16 protein-coding genes and 1 tRNA gene are annotated in these 26,108 nt (G+C 52.7%); 10 read left to right on the forward strand and 7 right to left on the reverse strand.

All coding sequences use genetic code 11. The features are described from left to right. Positions 1 to 23: 23 nt before the first annotated feature. Positions 24 to 2,960 (reverse strand): right-handed parallel beta-helix repeat-containing protein, encoded by a 2,937-nt coding sequence (locus AC5FXY_RS20475; RefSeq protein ID WP_493558586.1) that lies wholly within the window; start codon positions 2,958 to 2,960, stop codon positions 24 to 26. Positions 2,961 to 3,222: 262 nt separating this feature from the next. Next, positions 3,223 to 3,561: a cupin domain-containing protein gene (locus tag AC5FXY_RS20480; protein ID WP_493558587.1), complete on the reverse strand. Its 339-nt coding sequence runs from the start codon at positions 3,559 to 3,561 to the stop codon at positions 3,223 to 3,225. Positions 3,562 to 3,722: 161 nt separating this feature from the next. On the opposite strand from AC5FXY_RS20480, the gene epsC reads away from it, so the two are divergent. Next, the gene (gene epsC, locus AC5FXY_RS20485; protein ID WP_493558588.1) at positions 3,723 to 4,553 is read left to right on the forward strand and encodes a serine O-acetyltransferase EpsC; all 831 of its coding nucleotides are present in this window, start codon (positions 3,723 to 3,725) and stop codon (positions 4,551 to 4,553) included. Positions 4,554 to 4,647: 94 nt separating this feature from the next. After that, positions 4,648 to 5,568 carry a cysteine synthase A gene (gene cysK, locus AC5FXY_RS20490; RefSeq protein WP_493558589.1) on the forward strand — a complete coding sequence of 307 codons (921 nt, stop codon included), beginning with the start codon at positions 4,648 to 4,650 and terminating at the stop codon, positions 5,566 to 5,568. Positions 5,569 to 5,762: 194 nt separating this feature from the next. On the opposite strand, the gene AC5FXY_RS20495 is transcribed toward cysK, so the two are convergent. From AC5FXY_RS20495 to AC5FXY_RS20510, 4 genes are all read right to left on the reverse strand, one after another. Then, positions 5,763 to 5,836, reverse strand: a tRNA-Ala gene (locus AC5FXY_RS20495). Positions 5,837 to 5,991: 155 nt separating this feature from the next. Then, a complete protein-coding gene (locus AC5FXY_RS20500) occupies positions 5,992 to 9,519 on the reverse strand; it encodes a TonB-dependent receptor (RefSeq protein WP_493558590.1) in 3,528 nt (1,175 codons plus the stop codon). 229 nt (positions 9,520 to 9,748) lie between these two features. Further along, complete coding sequence (locus AC5FXY_RS20505) at positions 9,749 to 13,177, reverse strand: TonB-dependent receptor (RefSeq protein WP_493558591.1); 3,429 nt, start codon at positions 13,175 to 13,177, stop codon at positions 9,749 to 9,751. Between the two features lie 240 nt (positions 13,178 to 13,417). Beyond that, complete coding sequence (locus tag AC5FXY_RS20510) at positions 13,418 to 14,086, reverse strand: C40 family peptidase (protein ID WP_493558592.1); 669 nt, start codon at positions 14,084 to 14,086, stop codon at positions 13,418 to 13,420. Positions 14,087 to 14,104: 18 nt separating this feature from the next. On the opposite strand from AC5FXY_RS20510, the gene AC5FXY_RS20515 reads away from it, so the two are divergent. Next, entirely contained in the window at positions 14,105 to 15,535 is a 1,431-nt protein-coding gene (locus AC5FXY_RS20515) for an FAD-binding oxidoreductase (RefSeq protein ID WP_493558593.1), read from the forward strand. Between the two features lie 71 nt (positions 15,536 to 15,606). On the opposite strand, the gene AC5FXY_RS20520 is transcribed toward AC5FXY_RS20515, so the two are convergent. Then, positions 15,607 to 16,134, reverse strand: coding sequence for an acyl-CoA-binding protein (locus AC5FXY_RS20520; RefSeq protein WP_493558594.1), 528 nt, complete (start codon positions 16,132 to 16,134; stop codon positions 15,607 to 15,609). Positions 16,135 to 16,282: 148 nt separating this feature from the next. Between AC5FXY_RS20520 and asnB the strand changes: the two genes are divergently transcribed. The 7 genes from asnB (at position 16,283) to AC5FXY_RS20555 (ending at position 25,916) form a co-directional block, all read left to right on the forward strand. Next, complete coding sequence (gene asnB, locus AC5FXY_RS20525) at positions 16,283 to 18,244, forward strand: asparagine synthase (glutamine-hydrolyzing) (protein ID WP_493558595.1); 1,962 nt, start codon at positions 16,283 to 16,285, stop codon at positions 18,242 to 18,244. 28 nt (positions 18,245 to 18,272) lie between these two features. Beyond that, positions 18,273 to 19,628, forward strand: coding sequence for a UDP-glucose dehydrogenase family protein (locus tag AC5FXY_RS20530; protein ID WP_493558596.1), 1,356 nt, complete (start codon positions 18,273 to 18,275; stop codon positions 19,626 to 19,628). Then, a complete protein-coding gene (locus AC5FXY_RS20535; protein ID WP_493558597.1) occupies positions 19,628 to 20,569 on the forward strand; it encodes a UDP-glucuronic acid decarboxylase family protein in 942 nt (313 codons plus the stop codon). Before AC5FXY_RS20530 ends, AC5FXY_RS20535 begins: the two co-directional genes overlap by 1 nt. Before the next feature lie 221 nt (positions 20,570 to 20,790). Beyond that, the gene (locus AC5FXY_RS20540) at positions 20,791 to 21,201 is read left to right on the forward strand and encodes a sugar 3,4-ketoisomerase (protein WP_493558598.1); all 411 of its coding nucleotides are present in this window, start codon (positions 20,791 to 20,793) and stop codon (positions 21,199 to 21,201) included. A 561-nt stretch (positions 21,202 to 21,762) separates the two neighbouring features. Then, positions 21,763 to 22,887 carry a DegT/DnrJ/EryC1/StrS family aminotransferase gene (locus AC5FXY_RS20545; RefSeq protein WP_493558599.1) on the forward strand — a complete coding sequence of 375 codons (1,125 nt, stop codon included), beginning with the start codon at positions 21,763 to 21,765 and terminating at the stop codon, positions 22,885 to 22,887. Continuing rightward, positions 22,880 to 23,851, forward strand: a complete 972-nt coding sequence (locus AC5FXY_RS20550) for a glycosyltransferase family 2 protein (RefSeq protein WP_493558600.1) — start codon at positions 22,880 to 22,882, stop codon at positions 23,849 to 23,851. Before AC5FXY_RS20545 ends, AC5FXY_RS20550 begins: the two co-directional genes overlap by 8 nt. A 46-nt stretch (positions 23,852 to 23,897) precedes the next feature. Beyond that, positions 23,898 to 25,916 carry a hypothetical protein gene (locus AC5FXY_RS20555; RefSeq protein ID WP_493558601.1) on the forward strand — a complete coding sequence of 673 codons (2,019 nt, stop codon included), beginning with the start codon at positions 23,898 to 23,900 and terminating at the stop codon, positions 25,914 to 25,916. Positions 25,917 to 26,108 lie beyond the last annotated feature (192 nt).

A 26,108-nucleotide genomic window follows, 5' to 3' on the forward strand; every position in this document is an offset into this window, starting at 1 on the left:
TGCTTGGTAAGCCAAAGGCTTTGCTACCGCACGATCAGCTGTTGAGCTTCGCTGGGTAAGCCCTTGCCGCTGACGCGCATTAGATACAGGCCCGGCTTTACGCCATCAGCCAGTTGCACTTGCAAGCTCTGGCCGCTGGCGGCCACCTCCCGGTTCCAGACCACGCGGCCCACAGCATCGAACAGCTGTACTGTGACGGCACCAGCAGCCGGGGCCGACAGCCGGACGGTTACCTCGGCGTTGGGATTGGCGGGGTTGGGGTAGATGCTGAGCTTGCCGCTCACAGCTGGTAGGCGCACGGCTGCAATAGGGGAGTAGCTGACCCGACCGTCGTTGTCGATTTGGCGCAGGCGGTAGAACACCACGTCCGTCAGCCCCGATACGTCCAGGAAGCTGTATTGCCGGGGCTGGGTGCTGGTTCCGGCACCGGCCACAAAACCTACCGTTTGCCACCGGGTGCCGTTCAGAGCCCGTTCAATTTCAAACCCGCGGTTGTTCTGTTCCTGCGCTGTAGTCCAGTAAAGCCGCGCACGGCCTTCTCCGGCTGCCTCAGCCCGGAAGGCGGTCAGTTCCACCGGTAGCGGGTTGATTGGGTTAACCGAACCAAAGCTAAACACCCCGTAGGCGCCGACGGCGTTCGAGGAAACAATGGAACCGCTGGCCGCCGTGCCGGTGGTGCCGCCGTTGCCTTCGTTAACCCAGGTGCTGCCGTTGTTGCGGGCCACCCGCAGCTGCGGTAGCGACACGATGCCGCTACGGCCTCCGTCTTCCCAGAATAGCCGCACGCTTACGTTGTCGGTGCCGGCGGTGCGCTCCAGGTTCCAATACTCAACCCGGCTGGCGTTGGTGAGCGGAGGCTGAACAGCTTGATTGCTGAAGCCTTGGGCCACGTATTCCGCGGTGAATGCGCTGCTGGCGCTTCCAGGCGCCGAAATACCCAGCCGCGCCCATACGCCGTTCCGCCCGAGCGGGAACTCAAAGGCCTCGTTGCCCACCTTGCGGAGGGGACCGTTTACGTAGCTGCTGGCATTGCCGGCCGTACTCGTGGCATTGTCGGCCAGCGTGAGCAGGTTGGTCGCGGTGGTGTTGATAAGGCCCGCCGTAAGCGTAAGCGCTCCGGTAAGGGTAAAGGAAGCCCCCAGTTGCAGGGTCTTGCCGGCGCCATTCATCGTCAGGTCCCGGATGCTGACGGGGCCACTTTCCTGCGTCAGCGTCACGTTCTTGGTCAGTGTAGCGCTTTCGTTAAAGAAGCCGGCAATGGTTTCTACCGTGCCGCCGTCGGTAACATTGTTAAATGCCTTGGTCAGGTGCCCTACCGTGCCCGCCAGCGGGCTGTTCGGCGCTGCATTAAGGAAGCTCAGATCGGGTTGAAAACCCGCTGCCGCCGACACATCGGAGCCGCTGTTCAGAAAAGGGCTGTAATCGATACGACCCGTGGGTGCCAGCGACGAAACCTCTGAGAAGCTTCCATTAAGTGTCCGTACGCGGCCGCCCGTACCGCTTGCGCCCCTGATTTCAACGGCTGTAGTGCCATCGAGCCAGTTCAAGCTGGCGTTGACTACGTTGGTGAGGTTGATGGCACGTAGGCTGGTCACGTCGCAGCTGTCCACGCGGTTTTCTTCCACATTCACGTTGGCGGAAGTCAACAATGTGTTCCGCGGGATGTCAAAGTAAGGAGTGGATTGTTCGCTGCTGGTCGCCGGCCGGTCCTGAATCTGAATTCCGTACTGGCAGCGCGTCACCACGTTGTGACGTACCTGGTGGTTGCTGCCTTCCAGCACTATCCCAAAACCGTTGCGGTTCAGCAGCGTGAAAGCCGAGGAGCGGTAGCCACGCACGAAGTTGTTCTCCAGCCAAGCACCCGAAGTGCTCAGGTCATCGTTGAAGCTGGGACGGCCCGCAATCAGCCGGTCGCGGTCGACGAAAGCAATACCGGCGTTGTCATTGGAAAGGTTGGTCGGTTGGTTTAGCCCGCGCGTGATGCGGTTGTTGCGTACCACGAAGCTTCCCGGACCCGAGCCCAAGCCATTTCCTGTACAAGATTTGAACTCGAAACCGTTGCTGGCGTTGTCGGCCACTTCGTTGTCTTCGATGAGCGCTGCGATGGTAGTGAAGTTGCCATCGGAGCCACGTAGGCCGCCGGCTTTGAGTAAAGCCAGTGCTGGTCCTAGGTTGCCGTAGAACCGGCAGCCCCGTACCACGAGATTGGCCGTGGCCCGCTCGTTCACATCGATGCCGGCCCGGCGGTTTTGCTCGAATGCGCAGTTTTCGATCAGCAGATTCCGCTTATCGGCCCCGGCGTCGGTACCATTGAAAAACAGGCCCCGCCCATAGTTATTGTTGGCAATAGGAGGCGAGCCTTGAATGCGCGTCATCCGAATGCTCACCCGGCGAAACGTCAAGTCACTCACATTGCCGGCCAACTCAATGCCCTGACGGTAGCACTTGAAGATGTCGAGGTCTTCAAACGTCACATTTGATAGGAAGCCTGGCGAAAAGCCAGCCGCAATGGCCGTGTCATAACGGCGCAGGCTCATGCGCGAAATGCGAATGGGCTGGGCTGGTGTACCGCTCACGCTTAACTGCAGCGCGGCTATTCCGTCATACACGTTATCAGGCGTACGTGGTCCGTCCCGGAAAATAGTGGCACTGCTCGGGCTGCTAAGGGAGTCGCCGGCTCCTTGCAGGCTCACCACTTTGTTGAGCACCATGCTTTCCTGATAGATGCCCGCATCGATGAAAATGGTGGCACCTGCCGAAGCCGCCTCCAAAGCTCGTCCCACCGTAGCAAAGGGCGCAGCAGCGGAGCCATTGCCACTAGCGTCATTGCCCGGGGCTGAAGTATAGATGTCACCTGCAGTCGAGGCGTCATTGACATACAAGGCTGCCTGCGCCCACGTGGTGGCCGGAAGCGTGATTAGCGGAAGAGCTGCGCACGCCAAGCGTATTATTGTTTTCATAGGTGGCAGAGTCTAAGTCGATTTGTCTGAACGTAGGCAAGGCACCGTAGGTTGGAGTGCGCGCACGTAGTTTGCGGCTCCACTGATCGGGTGCACGCCCTGCAATTTATGCCAGGGCCCGGTAGCGCATTCTAGAAAATGATGAGTGAGAAAATTTGTTTAACTATATGATTGTAATTTACTTGTAAAATTTTGCACGCAAACAAAAACTGCCAGGACTTTCATCCTGGCAGTTTAGTATTAGGTTAGCTTGAGTCGCCGGTTAGGCGTCACGGCTGTGTGCGTGTGCAGGGGGGGTGGTGGCTTCTACGGCCGTAAAGGCTTCCAGAATGCGGTAGGCATGCTCAGCGCCCTTAGGCACTACCCACGAGTTGCCGGGTTCCAGCAGCACCATCTGGCCTTCCAGATGGAGCTCGGCCCGACCGCTGATAACGAATCCAACGGTTTCGTAGTCGCGGCTAACCGGCTCTTTAGCATCGCTTGGTTGCTCATCTTCCCACAGGCGCATGGATACGTTGATGCCTGAAGCGAGGTATTTCTGACCTTCCGGTCCTTTAGGTGAATGACGCGAATCGATTTTGGTGACTGTGGTGTCCTGCATGGTAGTGTGGTGTTTAGGCGATGAATAGGAACAAGTGTAAGCACTGCTAACGCATGCCCAAGCTTAGCGGTTGCCTGCATTTGTCGCCATAACTTTTGGTCGAATTTATGGTTTACTACCGCTGTGGCCAGTTGCAGCCGTGTAGTGGCTTCCTTCCCTGTATGACTGATTCTTTCATCCACGGCTTGGCCGAAATGCACCGGTCGGCGCCACCGCCGTTGCCCGGACCGCAACTCTGGCACCTGGCAGATTCGTTGCTGGCGCTGCTGTTTCCGGAGCGTACCGATCAGCGCGTTGGCGGACCCGAGGCCGTAGCGATGGTGCTAAACGATTTGCAGCAGCAGCTCCAGGCAGTATTGCACGCCGTGTCCGGGCTGCCGGTGGCCCCTGCCGTACTCGCTGCCGATTTGTTTCAGCAGCTTCCACGCCTGCACGAGTTGTTGGTGTTTGATGCCCAAGCCATTTTAGCGGCCGACCCCGCCGCCCAAGATTTAGCCGAGGTCATATGTACTTATCCGGGCTTTTATGCCTTGGCGCTGCACCGGGTAGCTCATGCCCTGTACCAACGGCAGGTACCGCTCTTGCCCAGGCTGCTGAGTGAGTATGCACACCAGCGCACCGGTGTCGATATTCACCCGGGAGCCCGCATTGGGCAAGCCTGCAGCATCGACCACGGCACGGGCATTGTCATTGGTGAAACGGCCGTACTCGGCAATCACGTGCGATTATTCCAGGGCGTCACGCTGGGTGCCCTCAGTGTAGCCAAAGAGCTGGCCCATCAGAAACGGCATCCCACTATCGAAGACCACGTGGTTATCTACGCTGGCGCTACCATCCTGGGAGGTAGCACTGTGGTCGGCAGGCACAGCATTATCGGCGGCAATGTTTGGCTGACGGAAAGCGTGCCCTCGCACTCGCGGGTATACCACCGCGCCCAACTCTACGTCACCCGCGTGGAGGACCCCACCGCTGACCTGACTTTTTCCATTTAATTCATAGCCTGAATGGCTGAATGGCCACAGGGTCGGCTTGCCTGCCGAGCCATGGGGTTCTTCTGTCCGTGTCATCGTTCAACCTTCTCACTTTATGAAAGCTCAAAGCATTCTTGATACCATCGGCAACACGCCGCTTTTGCGCCTGAATCGTCTGTTTCAATCCCGGCCCGACGTGGAAGTGTGGATGAAGCTGGAACGCGCTAACCCTGGCGGCAGCATTAAAGACCGCATCGCCCTGTCGATGATCGAACAGGCGGAAAAGGATGGCATCCTTACTGCCGATAGCCTGATAGTGGAGCCAACTTCTGGCAACACCGGAGTAGGCCTGGCCATGGTGGCCGCCGTGAAGGGGTACCGCCTCACCCTCGTGATGCCCGAATCCATGTCTATTGAGCGCCGTCGCCTGATGGCGGCTTACGGCGCTCATTTGGAACTGACACCCCGCGAAAAAGGAATGAAAGGTGCCATCGAGCGGGCCCATGAAATCGTGCGCGATACGCCTGGCGCTTGGATTCCCATGCAGTTCGATAACCCAGCCAACATCCAGGTGCACATCGACACCACAGCGCAGGAAATCCTGCACGATGTCCCCGATGGCTTCGATTTCTATATTACCGGCGTAGGTACGGGGGGGCACATTACCGCGGTAGCGGAGGTGCTTAAGCCCTTGTTTCCAAAGATGAAAGTTTTCGCCGTGGAGCCAGAGCTTTCCCCCGTCATCAGCGGTGGGCAGCCGGGCCCGCATCCCATTCAAGGTATTGGTGCCGGCTTCATTCCCAACAATCTGCACCGCGACGTGCTCGATGGCGTCATCCAGATCAGCCAAGCCGAAGCCTTTGAAATGGCCCGCCGTGCGGCTCGCGAGGAAGGTGTATTTGTGGGTGTGTCGTCGGGCGCTTCCCTTGCCGCTGTGGCCAAGAAGCTGGATGAAGTACCCCAAGGCGGACGTGTGCTCACCTTCTGCTACGATACCGGCGAACGGTATCTGTCTGTCGACGGGCTGTTCGTATAAGGATCCGACGGCTCATTCGCTTGCCCCCAACAGCAAGGCCCAGGCTTACCCAAGCCTGGGCCTTGCTGTTGGTTTGGGGCTGGCATAAGCCAGCCGGTTGAACCCGTTTCCAATGGGTAAAAGAAAGGGCTTGCCTAAAACAAAAAACCCAGCTTTGAGGGCTGGGCTTCCTGGGGCTAAAATAAAAACAGGAGTGGAGAATATCGGAGTCGAACCGATGACCTCTTGCATGCCATGCAAGCGCTCTAGCCAGCTGAGCTAATCCCCCGTTTTTAAGTACCGCTCGCCGGTTGCGTTTGGTGGGACAAAAGTACGGCGCGTTTTGAAAAGAGCAAGTAATTCAAAGGAAAAATTTGTCTTCAAGACAATAAAAAAGAGGCTGGCACAGGTGCCAGCCTCTTTTGCTTTAACTAACCGATTGGTTTAGTTGAAGATGTAGCGCAGGCCAATCTGGCCCTGCCAACGCGAGCCAATACCGCCGGTATCGTTGCGGAAGGTTTCGGTCAGCTTCACGCCCGGTGTTACCGTTGCCTGGGCAGGGTCGCCGGGAGCGGCTGGGTTTACCGTCCGGATCGGGTTGGTCAGGTAGCGGTACTCAAATACCGGCTGACCTTGCGTGTTATAACCAGCAAACGTCAGTGGGTTGTTGCGGGTCGTGGTTTGGAATACCCCCCAATTGCTGTTGATCAGGTTACCGATATTGAAGATATCGATGCTAAGCTGCAGGGTATTGCGGCTCTCGCCGATGTTGGTAAAGATGTCCTGCAGCAGGCGGGCGTCAAGGCGGTTCTGCCACGGACGCACGCCTCCGTTACGCTCGGCATACTCACCGCGGCGCTTGCTTAGGTACTTGTCCTGCTGAATGTAGGCATTCAGGTCATTCCACTGCTCAGCGGCTGAGTAGGTGAAGGCCTGAGGCGTACCAGCAAAGAAGTTGATGTCGCGCAGGTTGATTTCGTTCTGGTTGCGCGGCACGTACATCAAGTCGTTTGAGGTTTGGTTGTCGCCGTTCATGTCACCGGAGTACACGTACGAGAAGCGACCCGCCGGAGCAGCTTCGTAGAACAGCGAGATAGTGGTGCCCAAGTGGTTCAGGTACTCTCTGCGGTAAGAGGCCGAGGCGATGATGCGGTGCTGCTGCAAGAAGTTGGAATAGCTGAGCACGTTGGCGTTCGGGTCGCCAGAAATCTGACGGTCACGCCAGATGGATTGAGCAATCGAGCCACCATCGTTTACCGAGCGAGCATCGGAGTAGGTGTAAGCTAAGCTAGCGTACAGTCCTACGTCGAAGGTCTTCTGAAGCTGACCCGTGACAGCGTAAGAATAGCCTTTGTTGGTATTCTTCATCAAAATGGCATCCGAAATGTTCGGGCGGGCAGCCGTGTTGCCACCTTGAGCAGCCGGTATTGGACCGTAAATGCGCTCGTTGCGGGTCGTGGCAATCAAACCAGCGTTGGCGCCGGTCTGCGGAGCCCCGAACGAGTAGAAAATCGGGCGGTTATCGGCACCATTGGCGCGGTTGAATGGCGCTGATTCGCTGCCGGGCAGGTTCACGTTCTGGTGATACACCGAGTTGAGGTCCCGGGTGTAGAAAGCTTCCACCGTGGCAATGACACCACCTGGCAGTTCTTGGTCTACGGCCAAGTTGGTGCGCCAAATTTGCGGGAACTTGAAGTCTCTATCCGTAACAGCAAGGTTATAAGCCGTATTCGCAGATGCGTTTTGCGGACGGTAGGCGTTTACATCCGGGCTGAACGGATAAATCGATGCGTTGGGGTTGTTGCCGGTGGCTACAGCACCAGCCGTGCTAAAGGACCCAAACTGCACACCGTTGTTGCTAGCTTGGTTTGAAAGCCATACGAACGGTACACGACCGGTGAAAATACCGGTACCACCGCGCAGCTGAGTTTTCTTATCGTCGTTCACGTCCCAGTTAAAGCCAACACGGGGCGACATCAGAACCCGCTTTTTAGGAAGCTGGCTTGTGTTGATTTGTACACCATCCCGGAACGTCAGGTTAGCGGCGTTGGCGTTTTGGAGCAGATCCGAAGTAAGGAAGGGCAGGTCACCGCGGATACCAGCAGTGATGCGCAGGTTGCTCATGGGCGACCATTCGTCCTGGGCATACAAGCCCAACTGCATGGCTTCGATGTCGGCGTACGGGAAATCACCGCCGGGCAAAGCCGAGTACTGCAGGTTGTAGCGCTGCGGCCCCGGGCGCGTGGTGCCGGCAGCCAAAGGCGTCAGGGTACCGGTCGAACGGTTGTAATCAAAACCTGCTGAGGCGTAAAAGTCCTCCAGAGAGTTGTAAGAGTAGTTGCCGTAGTAGTTCGGAGCAAAGCCGTTCCGGAATTTGTAGTACTCGTTGTAAGTACCCACCGTCACGTTGTGCTTGCCGAGGTAGGCCGTGAAGTTGTCACCGATCTGGTAAACGTCCGAATTCAGGATGTTGAATGCTGAGAAGGGCTCGTAACCAAATGACGTGAGCGTGTTGGGAGCAGTGATACCCGCCAAGCTGGCGGCAGTGGTGCTGCGGCCAGTTCCGTTGCCGATATCAACGAGCGGGAAAATACCGCCGGCCGGGCTCTCGCGGAAGTCACGGAAGCGGGAATAGCCCGCCGTGAAGTTGTTGGAAAAGCGGCTTCCGAAGGTGCTGTTCAGTTCCGCAATCCACGAATCCAAGTTGTTGTTGATCCGGTAGTACGAAGAGAGGAACGGCAAGCCAAACTGCGACTGAGCGCGGTTGCCTCCAATTGCCCCCGAAGTGCTGGGATTGATGTCGGCGAAAGAGCGCAGAATGTTGTACTTGACGTTGAACCGGTGATTTTGGCTGATGTTCCAATCAAGCTTCACCGTGGCCTTGTCGCTGTCGGAACGTAGGTCGTAGTTTTCGTACGCGCCGGGATTGTAACCGTACTGCGTCACCAGGAAGTTGCTCAGGATGTCCAGTTCGCGTGCCGTGGCCTGTGAAGTCTGCGAACCTACGCCCGGAGCGGGTACACCGTCGCGGTTAGCAATAAAGTTGCCGTTTGGTGGGTCGATGCGGCGTTCCCGCTCGGCGTTGACGAAGAAGAACAACTTGTCCTTAATGATTGGGCCACCCACCCGGAAACCAAAGTTCTTTAGGTTGAAGTTGGGGTAGTCTTGCTTGAAGTCGCCCACTCGGTTACCTACCAAGTCTTGATTGCGGTAAAAGCCGTAGACCGAGCCCGTGAATTTGTTGGTGCCCGAGCGGGTTACTACGTTGATACCAGCACCGGTAAAAGAGCCTTGACGCACGTCGTAAGGCGCAATGCTTACTTGAATTTGGTCAATAGCGTCAAGCGAAATGGGCTGAGCACCTGCTTGGCCACCCACCGTCGACGACAAGCCAAAAGCGTTGTTGAAAATGGCGCCATCCACAGTGATGTTGTTGAAGCCACTGCTGCGGCCCCCGAAGCTCTGGCCGTTGGCTTGCGGCGTGAGACGGGTGAAATCGTTTAGCGAACGGTTCAGTGTGGGCAAACGCTCAATCTGCTCGCGCTGTACCGTGGTGGCAGCACCCGTACGGCCCGCATTGATTACCGGGTCCTGACGGCCCGTTACTGTTACGCCCGTCAGTTCGGTAGTCGTTTCGCTCAGGTTTACATCCAGACGCAGGTTCTGGCCCAGCGACAGGAAAATACCTTCACGAGCTGATTCCTGATAGCCTACGAAAGTGACGCGCACGGAATAAGGTCCTCCTACCCGCATGTTTTGAATGTTGTAGCGTCCATCTGAGTTTGTGGGTGCTACATACTGGGTGTTTGTGGGGGTGTGTACAGCAATTACAGTGGCACCAGGTAGGCCTTCACCGGTTTTGTCGGTAATCGTGCCATTCATGGCCGACGTCGTAGTGCCCTGCGCTAAGCCCTGTTGTATGGTTGCCAGCGTGAGCAACCACAACAGTAGGTGTGTGAAAAGATGTTTCATAAAGACGTTTGTGAAAAACGGTGCAAAACTAACCCCCCATTGTGCGCGCAACTTTACGTTAAGATTAAGAAAAGAGTTGGGTTTGTAATTATTTGTATTGCAGTTATTTAAATACCATTTCTTAAATAAACAGGAAGTCATATTTGAGCTATTGCACAAGGGTTTATTGAAATTTGAGCAAAAAAAGGCGGAGAAGTCTCCGCCTTTTTTTGCTCAAGCTTGATTTAGCTTAGTTGAAGATGTAACGCAAGCCCAGTTGAATGCGCCACCGCGAACCTTCGCCCGTGCTGAAGCGGAAGCTTTCCGTCAGCGGCTGACCAGGGGTAACCGTGGCCCGGGTTGGGTCGTTGGGAGCAGCCGGATCCACGGTGCGGATCGGGTTGTTCAGGTAGGGATACGTGAACCGCGGCTTGTTGTAATCGGGATTCGGGGCGCCATTGACGGTGGCACGCGTATCAAAGTCCGAGAAAGTCAACAACTGATTACGGTTTGTGCTCTGCGATATACCCCAGTTTTTATTGACCAGATTGGCGACGTTGAAAACATCCACACTGAATTGCAAGGTATTCTTGTTTTCACCGATGTTGGTAAATACATCTTGCAGCAAGCGAGCATCGATAAAGCCAACCCACGGTGAAGTGGCACCGTTGCGTTCAGCATACTGACCACGACGCTTGCTCAGGTACTTATCTTGCTCGATGTAAGCATTCAGGTCGTTCCACTGCTGAGCAGCGGTGTAAGTGAAGGCTTGGGGGGTATTGCCGAAGAAGGGGATATCACGTAGAACAATTTCGCTCTGGTCACGAGGTACGTAGATCAGATCATTGTTCAGGTTGTTGTCGCCGTTCAGGTCGCCATTGTAGATGTACGAGTAGCGGAAGCCCGGGCCAAAATCAAGGAAGGCAGATACGCTCGTGGCCAAGTGGCCCAGCCACTCCTTGCGGTAAGAGGCCGAACCGACCACGCGGTGTTGCTGCAAGAAGTTGGAGTAGCTCAGCGCGTCAGCATTTGGGTCGCCGGAAATCTGACGGTCACGCCACGACGAAGCTGCCTGACCAATACCATCAATTACCGAGCGGGAATCAGCATAGTTGTAAGCCAAGCTGGCATAAAAACCGTTGGAGAACGACTTTTGCAATTGTGCCGTCAGGGTATAAGAATAACCCTTATCCGTGTTGCGGAGCACAATGGCGTCGGTGATGTTGGAGTTGATCCGGTCCCGACGGTTGTTCAGGTTAGCTGGGTCGCGGAACAGCGGGCGATTGTCAGCGCCAGCTGCAGTAGCTGCCGAGTTCGGGAGGTTCACGTTCTCGTAGTTACCGGCGTTCAGATCTTTGGTATAGATACCTTCCAAAGTGAGGACTACGTCACCGGGTAGGCGCTGGTCAACGGCGAAGTTGCTACGGTATACCTGCGGAAACTTGAAGTTGCGGTCAGTCAGAGCCAAATTGTAGCTTGACGATGCCGCTGCGTTGATAGGCAGGTTGGCGTTGATGTCCGGCGAGAATACAACCGGCGTACCACTGGGATTGGTAGGCGTTACAGAACCCGGAATTACGAGCGAGCGGTATGAGCCGAAGTACACCCCGTTGTTCGATGCTTGGTTACCAATCTGTACATACGGTACGCGGCCTGAGAAAATACCCGTACCACCGCGCACCTGCGTCTTCTGATTGTTGAACGCATCCCAGTTGAAGCCTACACGCGGCGACCACATGATACGATCCTGCTGTACCTGATCCGTGTACAGCTTTTCGCCGTTGCGGAAGGTTTGCGCTACTACTGCTTCGTTGCGGGGCAGGTCAGCGTTGATCATTGGAATGTCAGCGCGGATACCAGCCGTAATCTTCAGGTTCGACAGAGGTGAGAATTCATCCTGCGCGTAGAAACCAAGCTGCAGGGCGTTAAACTCAGCAAAGGGGAAGCTGCGGTCAGGCAAGGCCGAGTAACGAAGTTCGTAGTCGCTGATAGCTGAGTGAACCGGACCGCCAGCGCGCGGAGTCAGCGCGAGCGTGGTCGTGTTGTAGTCGTAGCCCGCAGACTGGTAGAAAGACGTTAGCGACGGGAAGCGGTAACGACCATAGAAGTACTGGGCGAAACCGTTGCTGAACTTGTAGAACTCGTTATAAGTACCCAGGGTCAGTAAATGCTTTCCGGCGCTGTAAGTCAGGTTATCCGACAGCTGGTAAACGTCCGAGTTCAGGATGTTGTTAGCCGAGAAAGGTTCGTAGCCAAACGAGGTAAAAGCGTTGCCGGAACCATTCTCGATATCCACCAGTGGGAAAATACCGCCCGTGCTTTCCCGGAAGTCACGCTGAGCAGTGTAACCAGCTTGGAAAGTGTTCGACAAACGACTAGAAATGGTCGAGTTAAGTTCGCCGATAAATGAGTTCAGGTTATTGTTCTGGCGATAGAATGCAGCCAAGAAAGGCAAGCTAGTAGCACTTAAGCTACGCGTACCAGGAGCACCGGAGCTGCTCGGCGGAATGTCGCGGTACGACTTCAGGTAGTTGTACTTGAAGCTAAAGCGGTTCTGCGGCGTGATGTTCCAGTCAACCTTAGCAGTTAGCTTGTCGCTGTAAGTCTGCAGTTGGTAGTTCTCAAACGGACCGGGATTGTACCCATACTGTGTTTGCAGGAAGTTGCTCAGGACGCTCAATTCATCGGCACGGGCCGAAGACACTCCTGGACCGGGGGTGTTTTGGCCTGGGCGGAAAGGAACAAAGCTACCGGGTGGATCGTCACGGCGCTCGGCTTCAGCGCTGATAAAGAAGAAGACTTTGTCTTTGATGATTGGACCGCCTACGCGGGCGCCTATCTGCCAAAGGCTGAAGTCAGCAAAAGGCTGCTTGACATCGCGGACTTGGTCAGCAATCAGCTTATTATTACGCCGGAAAGCGTAAACTGAACCCGAGAATTTGTTGGTGCCTGAACGCGTAACAGCGTTGATGCCGGCACCGGTAAATGAGCCTTGGCGTACGTCGTAAGGCGCGATGTTTACCTGAATTTCCTCGATGGCATCAAGCGAAATTGGCTGCGAGTTAGTTTGGCCACCTACCGTCGACGACAGACCGAAAGCGTTGTTGAACAGTGCACCGTCAATAGTAATGTTGTTGAAGCCGGTGCTGCGGCCTCCGAAGCTTTGACCGCCGTTCGACTGAGGGGTCAGACGGGTGAAATCGTTGAACGAGCGGCTCAGTGTGGGCAGGCGCTCGATTTGTTCGCGCTGGATATTAGTGGCAGCACCAGTGCGGTCCGTATTGATAACCGGGTCACGTCGGCCCGAAATTTCTACACCAGCCAGCGTCTGAGTTGTCTCGCTCAGATTTACATCCAAGCGCAGGTTTTGGCCCAAGCTCAGAAAGATCCCCTCCCGAGTAGCTTCTTCATAACCCACGAAGGTTACTCGTACTAGGTAAGGACCACCCACGCGCATACCAGACAGGTTATAGCGGCCTTCCGAGTTGGTCGGAGCTACGTACTGTGTGTTGGTTGGCGTGTGCACGGCGATTACCGTTGCCCCTGGCAGCCCCTCTCCGCCTTTGTCGGTGATAACACCGCTCATAGACGAGGTAGTTACGCCTTGTCCCCAACTCGGTGCGGCAGCAACTACTACCATCGCCGGAGCTAAGAGATGATGGATAAACTTTTGTTTCATGGGTGAGTGTTGGAAACGGTGTGCAGTTTCGGGCTGCACTGAAAAAGTGGAAGGTCAAACACCTCAGGTACTCAGTTACCAGATAGCAACCTGGAAATGAGAAAGGTCATGGATCAAGTCAGCGAAAAACGCCGCAAAAGTACTGCTTAGCCGTCGCAAGTCAGCGCTACCTCTTGATTAAGTTTTGGCTACTTATGAGCTTGAACGCACTGAATTACGGCGCAAAGCTACGACGGAAATTCACAACTTTGGGCGTACCGCTTTGATAAAACGGCTTAAGTAATAATCACTTTCCAAAGCATTTTCTACTACACCTAATGACGTGGAAGAGTGGATGAACTGCACTCCTTCCTCGGAAACGTCCGTGACTAGTCCAACATGAGTGATAATACTGCTACCAGGGTTGCCTCCGAAAAATACCAAATCACCTGCTTGTAAATCCTGTGGACGGATGGGGTCACCCCAAGCAGCTTGCTCGTTAGAGGAGCGGGGAATTTGAATGCCGGCGGCGTTGAATGATACATTCAGTAGCCCGGAGCAGTCAAGGCCTAGGCGGGTGGTACCACCAAACTTATAAGGAGTGCCGCGGTAGGAGCGGGCTGTTTCGATAACGGTAGCCAGTTGGCGGTTAACTGATGCCGGACTACTGGGACGTTTGGGGCCGCGGGCAGCAATCTTGCGGCCACCGCTGCTCATGCCTGCTCTAGCCCGCGAAGGAGACGCCGTGCGCCCGCGTCGTTCGGCAGCCTTCATACGCGCCATTTCCTGGGCCGAGTAATAACGGCCATTGCGGTAATTCACCTTCTTGGAACCGCTACAGCTGGCCAGCAGCAGTAGTAGCGGAAGCAATAACGACCACCGGTCGATGGGCCGGAGTGAATGCCGTACCTTTGGAAAAGTTTTCCGCATCGCCACAAAGATACGCGAATGGCTCATTTGCTTGAACAAATTCAGTTTGGTCAGCTCACTCCAGAGCTGTTGGCTGCTTTCGAAAGTATAGTAGGGGAGGAGCATGTGCTGACCGCCACCCGCCTCGAAGCCGACGAATACGCCCGCTACGGTCGGGACCACACCGAGGACTTAACCTTCAGCCCCGACGTAGTACTTCGGCCTGCAAACGCAGAAGAGATTAGCGGTATTATGCGCTTGTGCTACGAACACCGGGTGCCCGTAACACCACGCGGAGCCGGTACTGGCTTGTCGGGTGGGGCATTGCCGGCACATCTGGGTGTGGTGCTGAGTACCGAACGCCTGAACCGCATCATCGAAATCGATGAGCGTAACCTGCAAGCGACTGTAGAGCCGGGTGTAGTGAATGAGGTTTTTCAGAACGCGGTGAAGGAGGTTGGGCTATTTTATCCGCCCGATCCGGCCAGTAAAGGGAGCTGCTTCTTGGGTGGCAACCTGGCTCACAGCAGCGGTGGCCCTAAAGCAGTGAAATACGGCACCACCCGCGACTATGTCCTGAACCTGCAGGTGGTGCTGCCAAATGGCGAGATAATCTGGACGGCGGCCAATACGCTCAAAAATTCCACTGGTTATAATCTGACCCAACTGATGGTGGGTTCGGAGGGCACCCTAGGTATTATCACCAAAGTGGTATTCCGTCTGCTGCCTTATCCGCAGCAAAACATATTGATGCTGGTGCCTTTCCGGCAAGAAGAACAAGCGGCCGAAGCGGTTTCGGCTGTGTTTCGCGCCGGAGTGATTCCGTCGGGGATGGAGTTCATGGAGCGCGAGGCCATTGTCTGGTCGTCTGATTACCTCCAAATCCCGCTCACGCTTCCCGAGGATATTCGTGCCCACTTGCTTATTGAACTCGACGGCCAAGACTTAGATCAGCTCTATAAAGAAGCCGAGCAAGTCTATAGTGTGCTGGAAAAGTATGACGTGGGCGAAATTTTGATTGCCGATACCGCCGCTCAGAAAGACGAGCTGTGGAAAATTCGCCGCAACATCGGCAATGCCGTGCGTTATAATTCTGTTTATAAGGAGGAAGACACCGTAGTACCCCGCGCCGAACTACCAACGTTGCTAAAGGGCGTCAAAGACTTGGGCGATGAATATGGTTTCAAGAGCGTGTGTTACGGCCACGCCGGCGACGGCAACCTGCACGTTAACATCATTCGCGGTGAACTATCCGACGAAATGTGGACGCATGGCTTGCAAGAGCCCATCCGTCGTTTGTTTCAGCTCTGTGTGAAACTCGGCGGCACCATATCCGGTGAGCATGGCATTGGCTTGGTGCAGAAGCCTTACATCGGTATAGCCCTTCCGGAAACCAATCTAGCGCTGATGCGCGGTATCAAACAGGTGTTTGACCCGTACGGAATTATGAATCCGGGCAAGATCTTCTAAGCTGTCATTTCACCAAAATAAGAAGGCCACGGTATACGCCGTGGCCTTCTTATTTTAAACTTAACGAATTCTTATTGTTGCGTCTTGAGGCGGTCTTCGCCACCATAAGGAGCACCATCGTTGATGTCGCCTCTGAGGCCCCCAGCCGAGATGCCTCCCTCGTTTTCAAAGGGTGCCTTAGCTGTTCCAGGGGCTGCGGCTTCATTGGGGTTTGACTCCGGACGGCTGCCCGCTTCCAATTGCGAGGCGGTGGCTGGCTGACCAATACCGGTTGTAGCTGTAGTAGCTTCTCCTGCTGAGCCGTCAATTTCTTCAACCTTTTGCACGTACTGCCGTTTGGCATCATCCTGGCTGACGCCCTTGAACTTGCTCCACGATTCCCATTGGGCCTGGGACATGCCCTCTTGCCCACTTGGATTGTCCGGCGTGTCGTCGCCTACTTCTTGGCCGGAGGTGTCATGGTCGCCCTGAGTTGCCTGCTTGTACAAGCCATAAAGCTCGGTCATGTGAGCGGCTGCTTGGTCGCCAGGCAGATTATTTACGCGGGATACGGCAGCTTCAAATTGCTGCTGCAAGTCCATTTGGTTTTGCAGATTCATGGGAGCATCGTTTGCAGTTGAAGCCCGGCTCCCACCATGGAGCCAAGCTTTCTAGATTTACTGTGGTGGCTCGGCTTTGGTTGCGGCACCCCATCGGCTTTAAAACTCAAACGCAAATGCCGAAGCTTCGTACCTTTGCCCGCTAGCTATGTGTGGAATCACCGGACTCTTCGCCTTTACCGACTCTGGACGTGCCTCGTTGGCCGGCTTACAAGCTGCCACCGACGCCATTGTGAGCCGCGGCCCTGACTCGCAAGGGCATTACGTATACGACGCTGTCGGGCTCGGCTTCCGCCGCCTGGCCATCCTCGATTTGTCGCCGTGTGGCAATCAGCCCATGACCGACGAATCAGGGCGGTATACCATCGTCTTCAACGGCGAGATTTTCAACTTCCGTGAGTTGCGCGCTAAGCTGCAGCGTAAGGGCTACACCTTTAAGTCGCATACCGACACAGAGGTTATTCTGAAGCTGTACATCACCGAAGGCCGCAACTTCTTGAAGAAGCTGAACGGGTTCTTTGGCTTGGCCATCTACGACCGCGAAGAAAACACGCTGTTTATCGCCCGCGACCGAATGGGCGTGAAGCCCTTGCTGGTTTATCGCGACGAAGACAAGCTGATGTTTGCTTCCGAGATGAAGTCGCTGCTGGCCCTCGGCGTTCCGCGCAAGCTCGACTACGTAGCGCTGTCGCACTACCTACAGCTGAACTATATCCCAGGACCAGCGACCATCTTCAAAGGTGTCAAGAAACTGCTCCCGGGGCACTACCTCTTCATCCGCCCCGATGGCAAGGTGGTGGGCAAGCGTTGGTACAAGATTCCATACGACCCGAAGAAGGTGGCCAAAAACCGCATGAGCTACGAGCAGCAGCAGAAGAAGCTGGTCGACCTCATGGACGCTGCCGTCGCCCGGCGCCTCGTGGCCGATGTGCCTTTGGGCTCTTTTTTGAGCGGGGGTATCGACTCGTCGGTAGTGACAGCCTTGGCCGCTCGTCACACGCCTCACCTAAACACGTTTAGCGTTGGTTTCAAGGACGAGCCGTTCTTTGACGAAACGAAGTATGCCAACTTGGTAGCGAAAATGCACAAGACCAACCATACGGTCTTTTCGCTGACCAACAACGATATGTATGAGCACCTTTATAATGTGCTCGACTACATCGATGAACCCTTCGCCGACTCATCGGCCTTGGCAGTCTCCATCCTTAGCCAGCGTACTCGTCAAAAAGTAACCGTAGCCCTTTCCGGCGATGGTGCCGACGAAATGTTTGCCGGCTACAACAAGCACATGGGTGAGTGGCAAGTCCGCAACCCCGATTGGAAGGCGGAAGCCGTAACGGGGTTGAACCTGCTGTGGGATGCACTGCCCAAGTCGCGCAACTCCTTTATCGGCAATAAGGTCCGGCAATTTCAGCGCTTCTCGCGCGGCATGCTCGCCGGCCCTAAGGACCGGTATTGGGACTGGGCTACCTTCGTTAACGAAAAGGATGCGCGCGCTTTGCTCAGCCACGATGCGCGCCGCAAGGTCAATAAAAAACTGGCCGACAAGCGCCGCAAAGACATTCTTGAGCACTTGCACGCCGACGGCGACTTGAATGAAGTACTGCTCACCGATATGAAGTTGGTGTTGCCTTACGACATGAACACCAAGGTGGACCTGATGAGCATGGCCAATTCCTTGGAAGTTCGCAGCCCGTTCCTTGATTACAAGGTGGTCAACTTTGCCTTCTCACTGCCCGTCGAAAGTAAAATCAATGGGCAGATAAAGAAGCGTATTGTGCAAGATGCGTTCCGGCCAATGCTGCCCGAGGAGCTATACAAGCGTCCCAAGCATGGCTTTGAGGTGCCCTTGCTGAAGTGGTTTCGTAACGAATTGCGGCCTCTCATCGAAGACGACCTGCTGAAAGATGAATTCATCGAGGCGCAGGGCTTATTTTCTGTCGATGCAGTTCGCACATTGAAGCAACAGCTATTTTCGCGCAGTCCAGGCGATGTGCACGCTAGAATCTGGGCCCTTATCGTCTTCCAGCATTGGTGGAAGCGGTACATGATGCCCGGTAACCATGCTGCTACTGATAAGTCTACTGCTTACCGGACTGTACAATCTTAACCATACACACCGCTTTCATCCTGAGCTTATGAAAATTGCAGTCGTTGGGACTGGCTATGTGGGCCTCGTGACGGGAACGTGTTTTGCCGAAGTAGGCATTGACGTTACCTGCATTGATATCGATCAACGTAAAATCGACAATCTGAAGCAGGGAATCCTGCCCATTTACGAGCCAGGCCTCGAGGAAATGGTGACACGAAATGTGTCGGCCGGCCGTCTGCACTTTTCCACCAACCTGGCCGAGAGTATTCAGGATGCAGATGTCGCTTTCATTGCCGTGGGTACTCCTCCAGGCGAAGATGGCTCCGCCGACCTGAAATATGTGCTGGCAGTAGCCCGTGGCATTGGCGAGCATATGAATAACTATACGGTGGTTGTGACCAAGAGCACAGTGCCGGTAGGAACGGCTGCCAAGGTGCGCAAGGAACTGGAGGATGCACTGGCAAAGCGGGGCGCTGATATCGAGTTTGACGTTGCCTCTAACCCAGAGTTCCTGAAGGAAGGAGCCGCGATTGACGACTTCCTCAAGCCCGACCGCATCGTAGTAGGCGTGGCTTCGGAACGGGCTGAAGACGTGATGACCAAACTCTACAAGCCGTTTTTGCTGAATGGGCACCCGATCATCTTCATGGATATCCCGTCGGCTGAAATGACGAAGTACGCCGCCAACTCGATGTTAGCGACGAAGATTTCGTTTATGAATGACATTGCCAACCTGTGCGAAATCATGGGAGCCGATGTGAACAAGGTGCGCCTTGGCATTGGCTCGGATGCTCGCATCGGCAACAAGTTCATCTACCCAGGCATTGGCTACGGCGGTTCCTGCTTCCCCAAGGATGTAAAGGCGCTCATCAAAACGGCTTCTGAAAACGGCTACGAGATGCAAGTCCTCAAAGCCGTGGAAAGCGTCAACGACAACCAGAAGTCAGTGCTCTTCAACAAAGTGCAGCAGCACTTCGGCGGTGAGCTAAGCGGTAAGAAGATTGCCATTTGGGGCCTTTCATTCAAGCCTAAAACCGACGACATGCGCGAGGCTCCCTCGCTCGTGGTTATCGATAAGTTGCTGGATGCCGGCTGCACTGTCACGGCCTATGACCCGGTTGCTATGAAAGAAGCCGAGCACATTCTCGGCGACCGTATCGCGTACGCTAAGGATCAGTTTGCGGCACTGATCGATGCCGATGCCCTGTTGGTTGTAACGGAATGGCCCCAGTTCCGCTCGCCTAACTTCGAAGTGGTAAGCCGCCTGATGAAGCAGCGCGTTGTTTTCGACGGGCGTAACATTTACGATGCCCAGGAAATGGAAGAAGCGGGATTTGCCTACCACTGCATCGGCGTCCGTACCAATCATCTCGAACCAGTAGCCAAAGCGGCTCAAGTGTAATGGAAAAAAAACGCATACTGATTACCGGTGGTGCCGGCTTCCTGGGCTCGCACCTCTGCGACCGTTTTTTGGCTGAAGGCTACCACGTAATTGCCATGGACAATTTGGTGACGGGCAACCTCGCCAACATTGAGCACCTCTTTGGCAAAGAAGACTTTGAGTTTTATCACCACGACGTATCGAAGTACGTGCACGTGCCGGGTGAACTCCATTACATTCTGCACTTTGCCTCGCCTGCTTCGCCCATCGACTACCTGAAGATTCCCATTCAAACCTTGAAGGTAGGCTCACTAGGTACACACAATCTGCTGGGCTTGGCACGCGTCAAGAAAGCTCGCGTGCTCATTGCGAGTACGTCCGAGGTATACGGCGACCCGGATGTGCACCCGCAGGTGGAGGAGTATCATGGCAATGTAAATCCCGTTGGCCCCCGTGGCTGCTACGATGAAGCTAAGCGTTTCCAGGAAGCCATTACCATGGCTTACCACAACGTGCACAACGTGGAGACGCGCATCATCCGCATCTTCAACACCTACGGGCCACGTATGCGCCTCGACGACGGCCGCGTACTGCCCGCCTTCCTGAGCCAAGCCCTGAAAGGGGAGGCTCTCACCGTATTCGGCGATGGCTCCCAGACGCGTTCGTTTTGCTACGTCGACGACCTTGTGGAAGGCATTTACCGCCTGTTGCTGTCGGACTATCATTTACCCGTCAACATTGGCAACCCAGCGGAAATCACCATCCGGGAATTCGGCGAAGAAATTGCTAAACTGGCCGGTGTCGAATTCAAGCCAACATTCCACCCGCTACCTGAGAATGACCCCATGAAGCGCCGCCCAGATATCACCAAAGCTCGGGAGATACTTGGGTGGGAACCTAAGGTAGACCGTGCCGAAGGCCTGCGCCGAACGCTGGAGTACTTTCAAGAGCATGTAAGATAAGCTTACGCACTAGGTTAAAAACTGCTGTTCTTCCAATTAAACTGGTGAGTTCGTGCTGCATATAACGGCGCGAACTCACCGGTTTTGTTATGTGCATCCTTTATCAACATAAGTAATGACAACGCAACAGTCTCAAGGCTATTTGATCTAGCGTGTTGGCTCGATATTGTAGTAGTCAGTGTAGATTTTGCTATGTATTTTCATTCAGACAACCTCGAAGTATGATGCTTAAGCCTCACCTGATTGAATTTCCCAAATTAGGGGCACCTGAGATTGGCTACATCTCCGTGGTCGAACAAGCTAGGGTATTACCTTTTTCAGTAGAAAGGATATTTTGGACTTACTATACCCCGGAAAGCATAGTAAGAGGTCGGCATGCTCATTATAAGACTGAACAGGTTCTAGTTGCTGTCGCTGGACGTATCATTGTCACTACTGAGATGCCCAATGGTGAAATAATGACATTTAAATTGGAGGATCCTCATCACGGAGTGTACATTCCCCCAAATGCATGGCATACCATGCAATACTCGCATACAGCCGTGCAGGTAGTGTTTGCGTCACAAATTTATAATGAGTCGGATTATATTAGAAGCTATGATGATTTTAAGAAAATATGGGGTGATGTTTAGTGTTGATGTAAGTTCTTGTATTTGAATAAATTTATTAGAGCAAGTGTTGTTCTAGTCTTATTATAACTGTAATTAATTGTGTTTTGAATCTGTGATTGGTTATTTAAAACTTATTAAAGTCTTTAAAGACTTAGATGAATAGGTTTAGTATATGCTATAAATTTGGTTTTTAGAACGTAGCCTACTAAGATATTAATCTTAAGGTACGAATAACCCAACTTTCATGAACTCTTAGTAATGTACTTATGCAGATTGCTCAAGCAATAGTGTGCAACTAAGTTTTTTCGCCGGTACTGAGCAGATAGGCAGCCTACGAAGTTTGAGGGAGCTATAATGACGATAGTTTCAATAAGAAGCTTCTCTTTGTTAATTGCCCTAAGAGAGGCCTCTGAGCAGCCGGTGCAATCCAATTAATTGTTATCAACAAAGCCTCGGATTTGTTGTAAGAGTTGGCTTTAGTGGCTCATTGGGTTCCATTCGTAGTAACTTGCTTAAGTTTCTTGCATAATAAATGACCTGATGGGCAGGTGCGGCACTGCCTCTTGTTGATTCTTTTCGCCCATGAAAGTTCCCTTCCTCTCGTTTCAGCCACAAAATGAACTCATTCGCACAAACGTACTCGAAGCAGTAGCGCGTGTTTTTGACTCTCAATGGTACATCCTCGGTAGTGCTGTTAAGCAATTTGAGGAAGAGTACGCCACCTTCAATCAAGTGTCTGAATGCGTGGGCGTGGCCAATGGTTTGGACGCACTTCACTTAGCTTTACTTGCGTTGGGAATAAAAGAAGGCGATGAGATTATTGTGCCTTCCAACACCTATATAGCTACGTGGTTGGCTGCATCTTTCGTGGGAGCAGTTCCGGTGCCCGTGGAGCCAAACCCAGACACTTACAACATCGATCCGGCAAATATTGAGGCGGCCATTACCGATAAAACGAAAGTTATAATGCCCGTGCACTTGTACGGGCAGGCTTGCGAAATGCAGGCCATTATGGCTATTGCTCGTAAGCATGGCATCTACGTTGTTGAAGACAATGCACAGGCTCAAGGTGCCACTTGGGAGGATGTGCCTACGGGTAGTTTTGGGGATATAAATGGCACCAGTTTTTATCCAGGAAAAAACCTAGGCGCACTCGGAGATGCCGGGGCCATAACTACTGATGATGCTACCCTAGGTGAGAAAGCCCGCACGCTGCGTAACTACGGCTCACAGAAAAAATATTATAATGAAGTTATCGGGTACAACTCGCGACTCGATGAGCTTCAGGCTGCCATCCTTAGCGTAAAACTGCCATATCTGATGATGTGGACTGAACAACGGCGGCAGATAGCAAAGCTTTATAACGAAGCATTGGGAGATATTCCGCAGCTAATTTTGCCCAAAGTGGCGGCTGGAGCTACTCATGTATATCACCTCTATGTGGTGCGTACACCAGAGCGTGATGCGCTGCAAGGCTTCCTGGCAGAACAAGGCATCGGTACTCTGATACACTATCCAGTACCTCCGCACCTGCAACAAGCCTATGCTTCATTAAATTTCGAGAGCGGCGCATTTCCCATTGCGGAAGAGCTTGCTCAAACCTGTCTCAGTCTGCCCATGTGGCCGGGCATGACGTCGGCAAATGTTGAAGTGGTAAGTCAGGCCATCCGAACTTTTTTTGCGGACCAAACTATTTCACATGCCTAAGCTCTCCATCATCATTCCCTGTTATTACAACGAGGACAATATTCCCGTAACTACTCAGGAGCTGATTTCGCACGAAAGCAAGTTGCCTGCAGATGTGGAAGTCGAATATGTGCTCGTGAATGATGGTTCCAAGGACAAAACGCTCGAAACCTTGCTGGCATTTCAGCAAATGTATCCTAAGCGGGTCCGCGTGCTTGAGTTGGCAGGCAACGTAGGATCTTACAATGCTATTGTTGCTGGCATGGAATACGCTACCGGGGATTGTGCCGTAGTATTCACTGCCGATTTACAAGATCCGCCGGAGTTGATTGAGCAGATGTATGCCTACTGGAAGCAGGGCTTTCGATTGGTCATCGGCAACCGGCACGATCGGGAAGAAGGAGCTTTACAGAAATTTTTTTCAAACTCCTTTCATGCACTGATGAAGCGTTTTGCCTTGCCCAACATTCCTGACGGGGGCTTTGACTTCGTGTTCTTCGACCGACAGGTAATGGACACGGTCTTGGGCATGAAGGAGAGGAATAGTAATGTATTTTATTTGATGGCGTGGCTCGGTTACCCTTACGTAAATATCCCGTATGTCCGCAGGAAAAGGGAGATTGGAAAATCACGTTGGACTTTGCAGAAAAAAATCAAGCTCTTTATTGATTCGTTTCTTTCCTTCTCTTTCTTTCCAATTCGTGCAATTTCGGTAATCGGTCTGCTATTTGGTTTTGCCGCACTTATATACGGTATATACATAATGTTGCTGCGTTTGTTTGGTGCGGAAGAGCCTGAGGGATGGACCGCGCTTATGGTAGTAATATTGTTTGTCGCTGCCTTTCAAATGATTGCCTTAGGTGTAATCGGAGAATACGTTTGGCGAAGCTTGGATGCGGCACGCAATCGTCCTCTATACGTTGTTAAAGAAGTGTATGGAGCAGATATACATACAAAAGTGAAGAAAGAGCACAGTTTGACTTGAGTAAGTTACTTTTAAGCCTGCCTAATAAAGTCTTGACTTCCTTTTCATGGTTTTTTTTCTTTCGTATTTTCTGCTAACAGCAGTAACGCTAATTCTTTCTTACACCATAGGGCTCCTGTTGCTCAGGATATTTAGAGTTCCTATTAATTCTTCCCCACTTAATACTTTTTTGTCATTAATATTTGGCTTAAGTATATTGGTGGTTGGATATGCAATGATGTTGACAAAAGGGGTGACAGTATTGTTGCCAATTTTGTTAGGATTGAGTTTTATTGTCGTTTTGTTGAAACGGGATGTTGCTAGCAATACATACCATTTTAATAAGATCTACATAAAGGAGGTGTTATTGATCTTGAGTGCTTCATTATTTGTCTATGGTATTCGGTATTTGATGGTTTATGATGTTGAATCCAATTTTCTGCAAACTCCCTTTCAAGATTATATATACTATGCTAGAATCAGTATGCCCCTAAATCAGATGGGGATAGAGACTAATTCTTTAGAAGTATTATATCCAAATTTTATAAGCCCACAGCCTTACCATTACTACGAGCTGTGGTTAAATGCATTACAAGTAAAGGTGACGGGCTGGCCAGCAGTTTGGTGCTTATATCTCAGCGCTTATACAGTGCAAGTTGTTGTTGTATTCTTCGGATTCAGAGCAATTCTGGCGTATTTTGGTATAAATACGCGCTGGGTCATTTGCCTTGCTGGATTGTTATTGGCAACTAATGGTTTGTTTTGGCCATTTTTTGAACGAATTCCTTTTGCATTCAATGGGCAACTGGTAGCAAGCAGCTTGCTGCTGATTCAACCCAAACTGGCTCCTGTGTATATTTTTATGCAGTTAGGCGTCCTAATGATGTTACACAAAAGGTATGTAGCTGCGGGCGTGGCCCTGGCTGCTCTTCCCCTCGTATTTGTATCCACTGCACCATCTATTGCAGCAGGCATTGTAGTCACAGCTAGTATTGGGGTATTATTCAAACGCATATCTATAAGCAATGCTTTGGCTATTGCTGCACCTGTAACGCTAGCTTCTATATACATCGGGTTGTTTTACGTGCTAGGCCACAAAGCTTATGAATTGCCTCATGCTGGAGGAAATATCCAGTCGATAATGCCTAAATTAAGCGAAACACGAACGTTAATAAATATATTTATTGGAGTATTTCTCACTTTGGCTTTATATTATGTCCCTTATTTTGCATTGTGGTTAAGTGCAGCATTCGGAGTTAGGAAACGGGAGTTCCTTGCGCACTACCGGTCTCTTGTTGATATTTTGACTTGGGCAACAGTAACAATAGTAATTGCGGCTGCAGCACGCACGGCTGCCACTCACTTTATTGATGGTTTTCAGTTTGGGTCCAATATTTATGCCCCACTCATTCCAATTCTCTTAGCGTTGTTACTGGGCGTAGCTTTTAAATTTGTTAGCAATACGCAGAAGGTAGTTGTTGCTGCTGGTTTATTAGTGTTTAGCGTTATCAACCATTATCCATTATTAACTGGTAACCATGTAATGCATGTTACCACGCGTTTTTCGGAGCCCTTTCTTCGACAAATGCAGTCCTTGCTGCCGAGTATAGGAAACAAAGGCGCTTACGTCTTTGCCGAAACGGACTATGGCAATTCTTACATGATGTCTCAGGATACGTACACAGCGGGTACCTATGTCTCCAATTTTAAAAACAACTATGCTTTCGCGTCTTTATCGGCGCTCGACGTAGATAGTCTCACTACCGATCCACGCTACGCAAGAGACTCATCACAAGCCAGACAGAGGCTGCATACCTCTTCTTTCTACCGCTACACCCAGTTGGATGGCAAACACAACTTGGGTAAAAGCTTGGATAGCCTCAAATATCACTTCGTAGTGGATAAGGGTATTCACTTTATCTGTGTTTCGGCTAAGGGGGAGTTGCCACCGACATTGGAGCAGCTTGTTGCGGCTTCATACACAGACGCGCTGTCTGGTGAAAAGCTCTACGTCATGCGCTCAAATTTAGCCGATGGCACTTCCACCATGCCTAGAAGCAGCAGTACACCGGAGTTGCAAGAGTGACAAGGGGAAATTTTGCCGGCCGTAGGTAAGTGGGTGCTTTCCTTTTTGCAGAGGCATACTAAATAAATATGCCTTCACGCATTACTCAGGCAAGCGGAACAGTGTTCCGCTTGCCTGAAGCGAAAATACTGGCTTGTCCTCTGTCTCAGTGCTACTGACAAGGTAAAGCTTGATAACGCGAGATGTTAAGGG

Source organism: Hymenobacter sp. FMD4 (genome assembly GCF_058932745.1).

What these genes read in the sequence shown, in the direction of transcription:
- AC5FXY_RS20475 (WP_493558586.1), bottom strand. Translation starts at nt 2,960, where the DNA reads ATGAAAACAATAATACGCTTGGCGTGCGCAGCTCTTCCGCTAATCACG.
- AC5FXY_RS20480 (WP_493558587.1), bottom strand. Translation starts at nt 3,561, where the DNA reads ATGCAGGACACCACAGTCACCAAAATCGATTCGCGTCATTCACCTAAA.
- epsC (WP_493558588.1), top strand. Translation starts at nt 3,723, where the DNA reads ATGACTGATTCTTTCATCCACGGCTTGGCCGAAATGCACCGGTCGGCG.
- cysK (WP_493558589.1), top strand. Translation starts at nt 4,648, where the DNA reads ATGAAAGCTCAAAGCATTCTTGATACCATCGGCAACACGCCGCTTTTG.
- AC5FXY_RS20500 (WP_493558590.1), bottom strand. Translation starts at nt 9,519, where the DNA reads ATGAAACATCTTTTCACACACCTACTGTTGTGGTTGCTCACGCTGGCA.
- AC5FXY_RS20505 (WP_493558591.1), bottom strand. Translation starts at nt 13,177, where the DNA reads ATGAAACAAAAGTTTATCCATCATCTCTTAGCTCCGGCGATGGTAGTA.
- AC5FXY_RS20510 (WP_493558592.1), bottom strand. Translation starts at nt 14,086, where the DNA reads ATGCGGAAAACTTTTCCAAAGGTACGGCATTCACTCCGGCCCATCGAC.
- AC5FXY_RS20515 (WP_493558593.1), top strand. Translation starts at nt 14,105, where the DNA reads ATGGCTCATTTGCTTGAACAAATTCAGTTTGGTCAGCTCACTCCAGAG.
- AC5FXY_RS20520 (WP_493558594.1), bottom strand. Translation starts at nt 16,134, where the DNA reads ATGAATCTGCAAAACCAAATGGACTTGCAGCAGCAATTTGAAGCTGCC.
- asnB (WP_493558595.1), top strand. Translation starts at nt 16,283, where the DNA reads ATGTGTGGAATCACCGGACTCTTCGCCTTTACCGACTCTGGACGTGCC.
- AC5FXY_RS20530 (WP_493558596.1), top strand. Translation starts at nt 18,273, where the DNA reads ATGAAAATTGCAGTCGTTGGGACTGGCTATGTGGGCCTCGTGACGGGA.
- AC5FXY_RS20535 (WP_493558597.1), top strand. Translation starts at nt 19,628, where the DNA reads ATGGAAAAAAAACGCATACTGATTACCGGTGGTGCCGGCTTCCTGGGC.
- AC5FXY_RS20540 (WP_493558598.1), top strand. Translation starts at nt 20,791, where the DNA reads ATGATGCTTAAGCCTCACCTGATTGAATTTCCCAAATTAGGGGCACCT.
- AC5FXY_RS20545 (WP_493558599.1), top strand. Translation starts at nt 21,763, where the DNA reads ATGAAAGTTCCCTTCCTCTCGTTTCAGCCACAAAATGAACTCATTCGC.
- AC5FXY_RS20550 (WP_493558600.1), top strand. Translation starts at nt 22,880, where the DNA reads ATGCCTAAGCTCTCCATCATCATTCCCTGTTATTACAACGAGGACAAT.
- AC5FXY_RS20555 (WP_493558601.1), top strand. Translation starts at nt 23,898, where the DNA reads ATGGTTTTTTTTCTTTCGTATTTTCTGCTAACAGCAGTAACGCTAATT.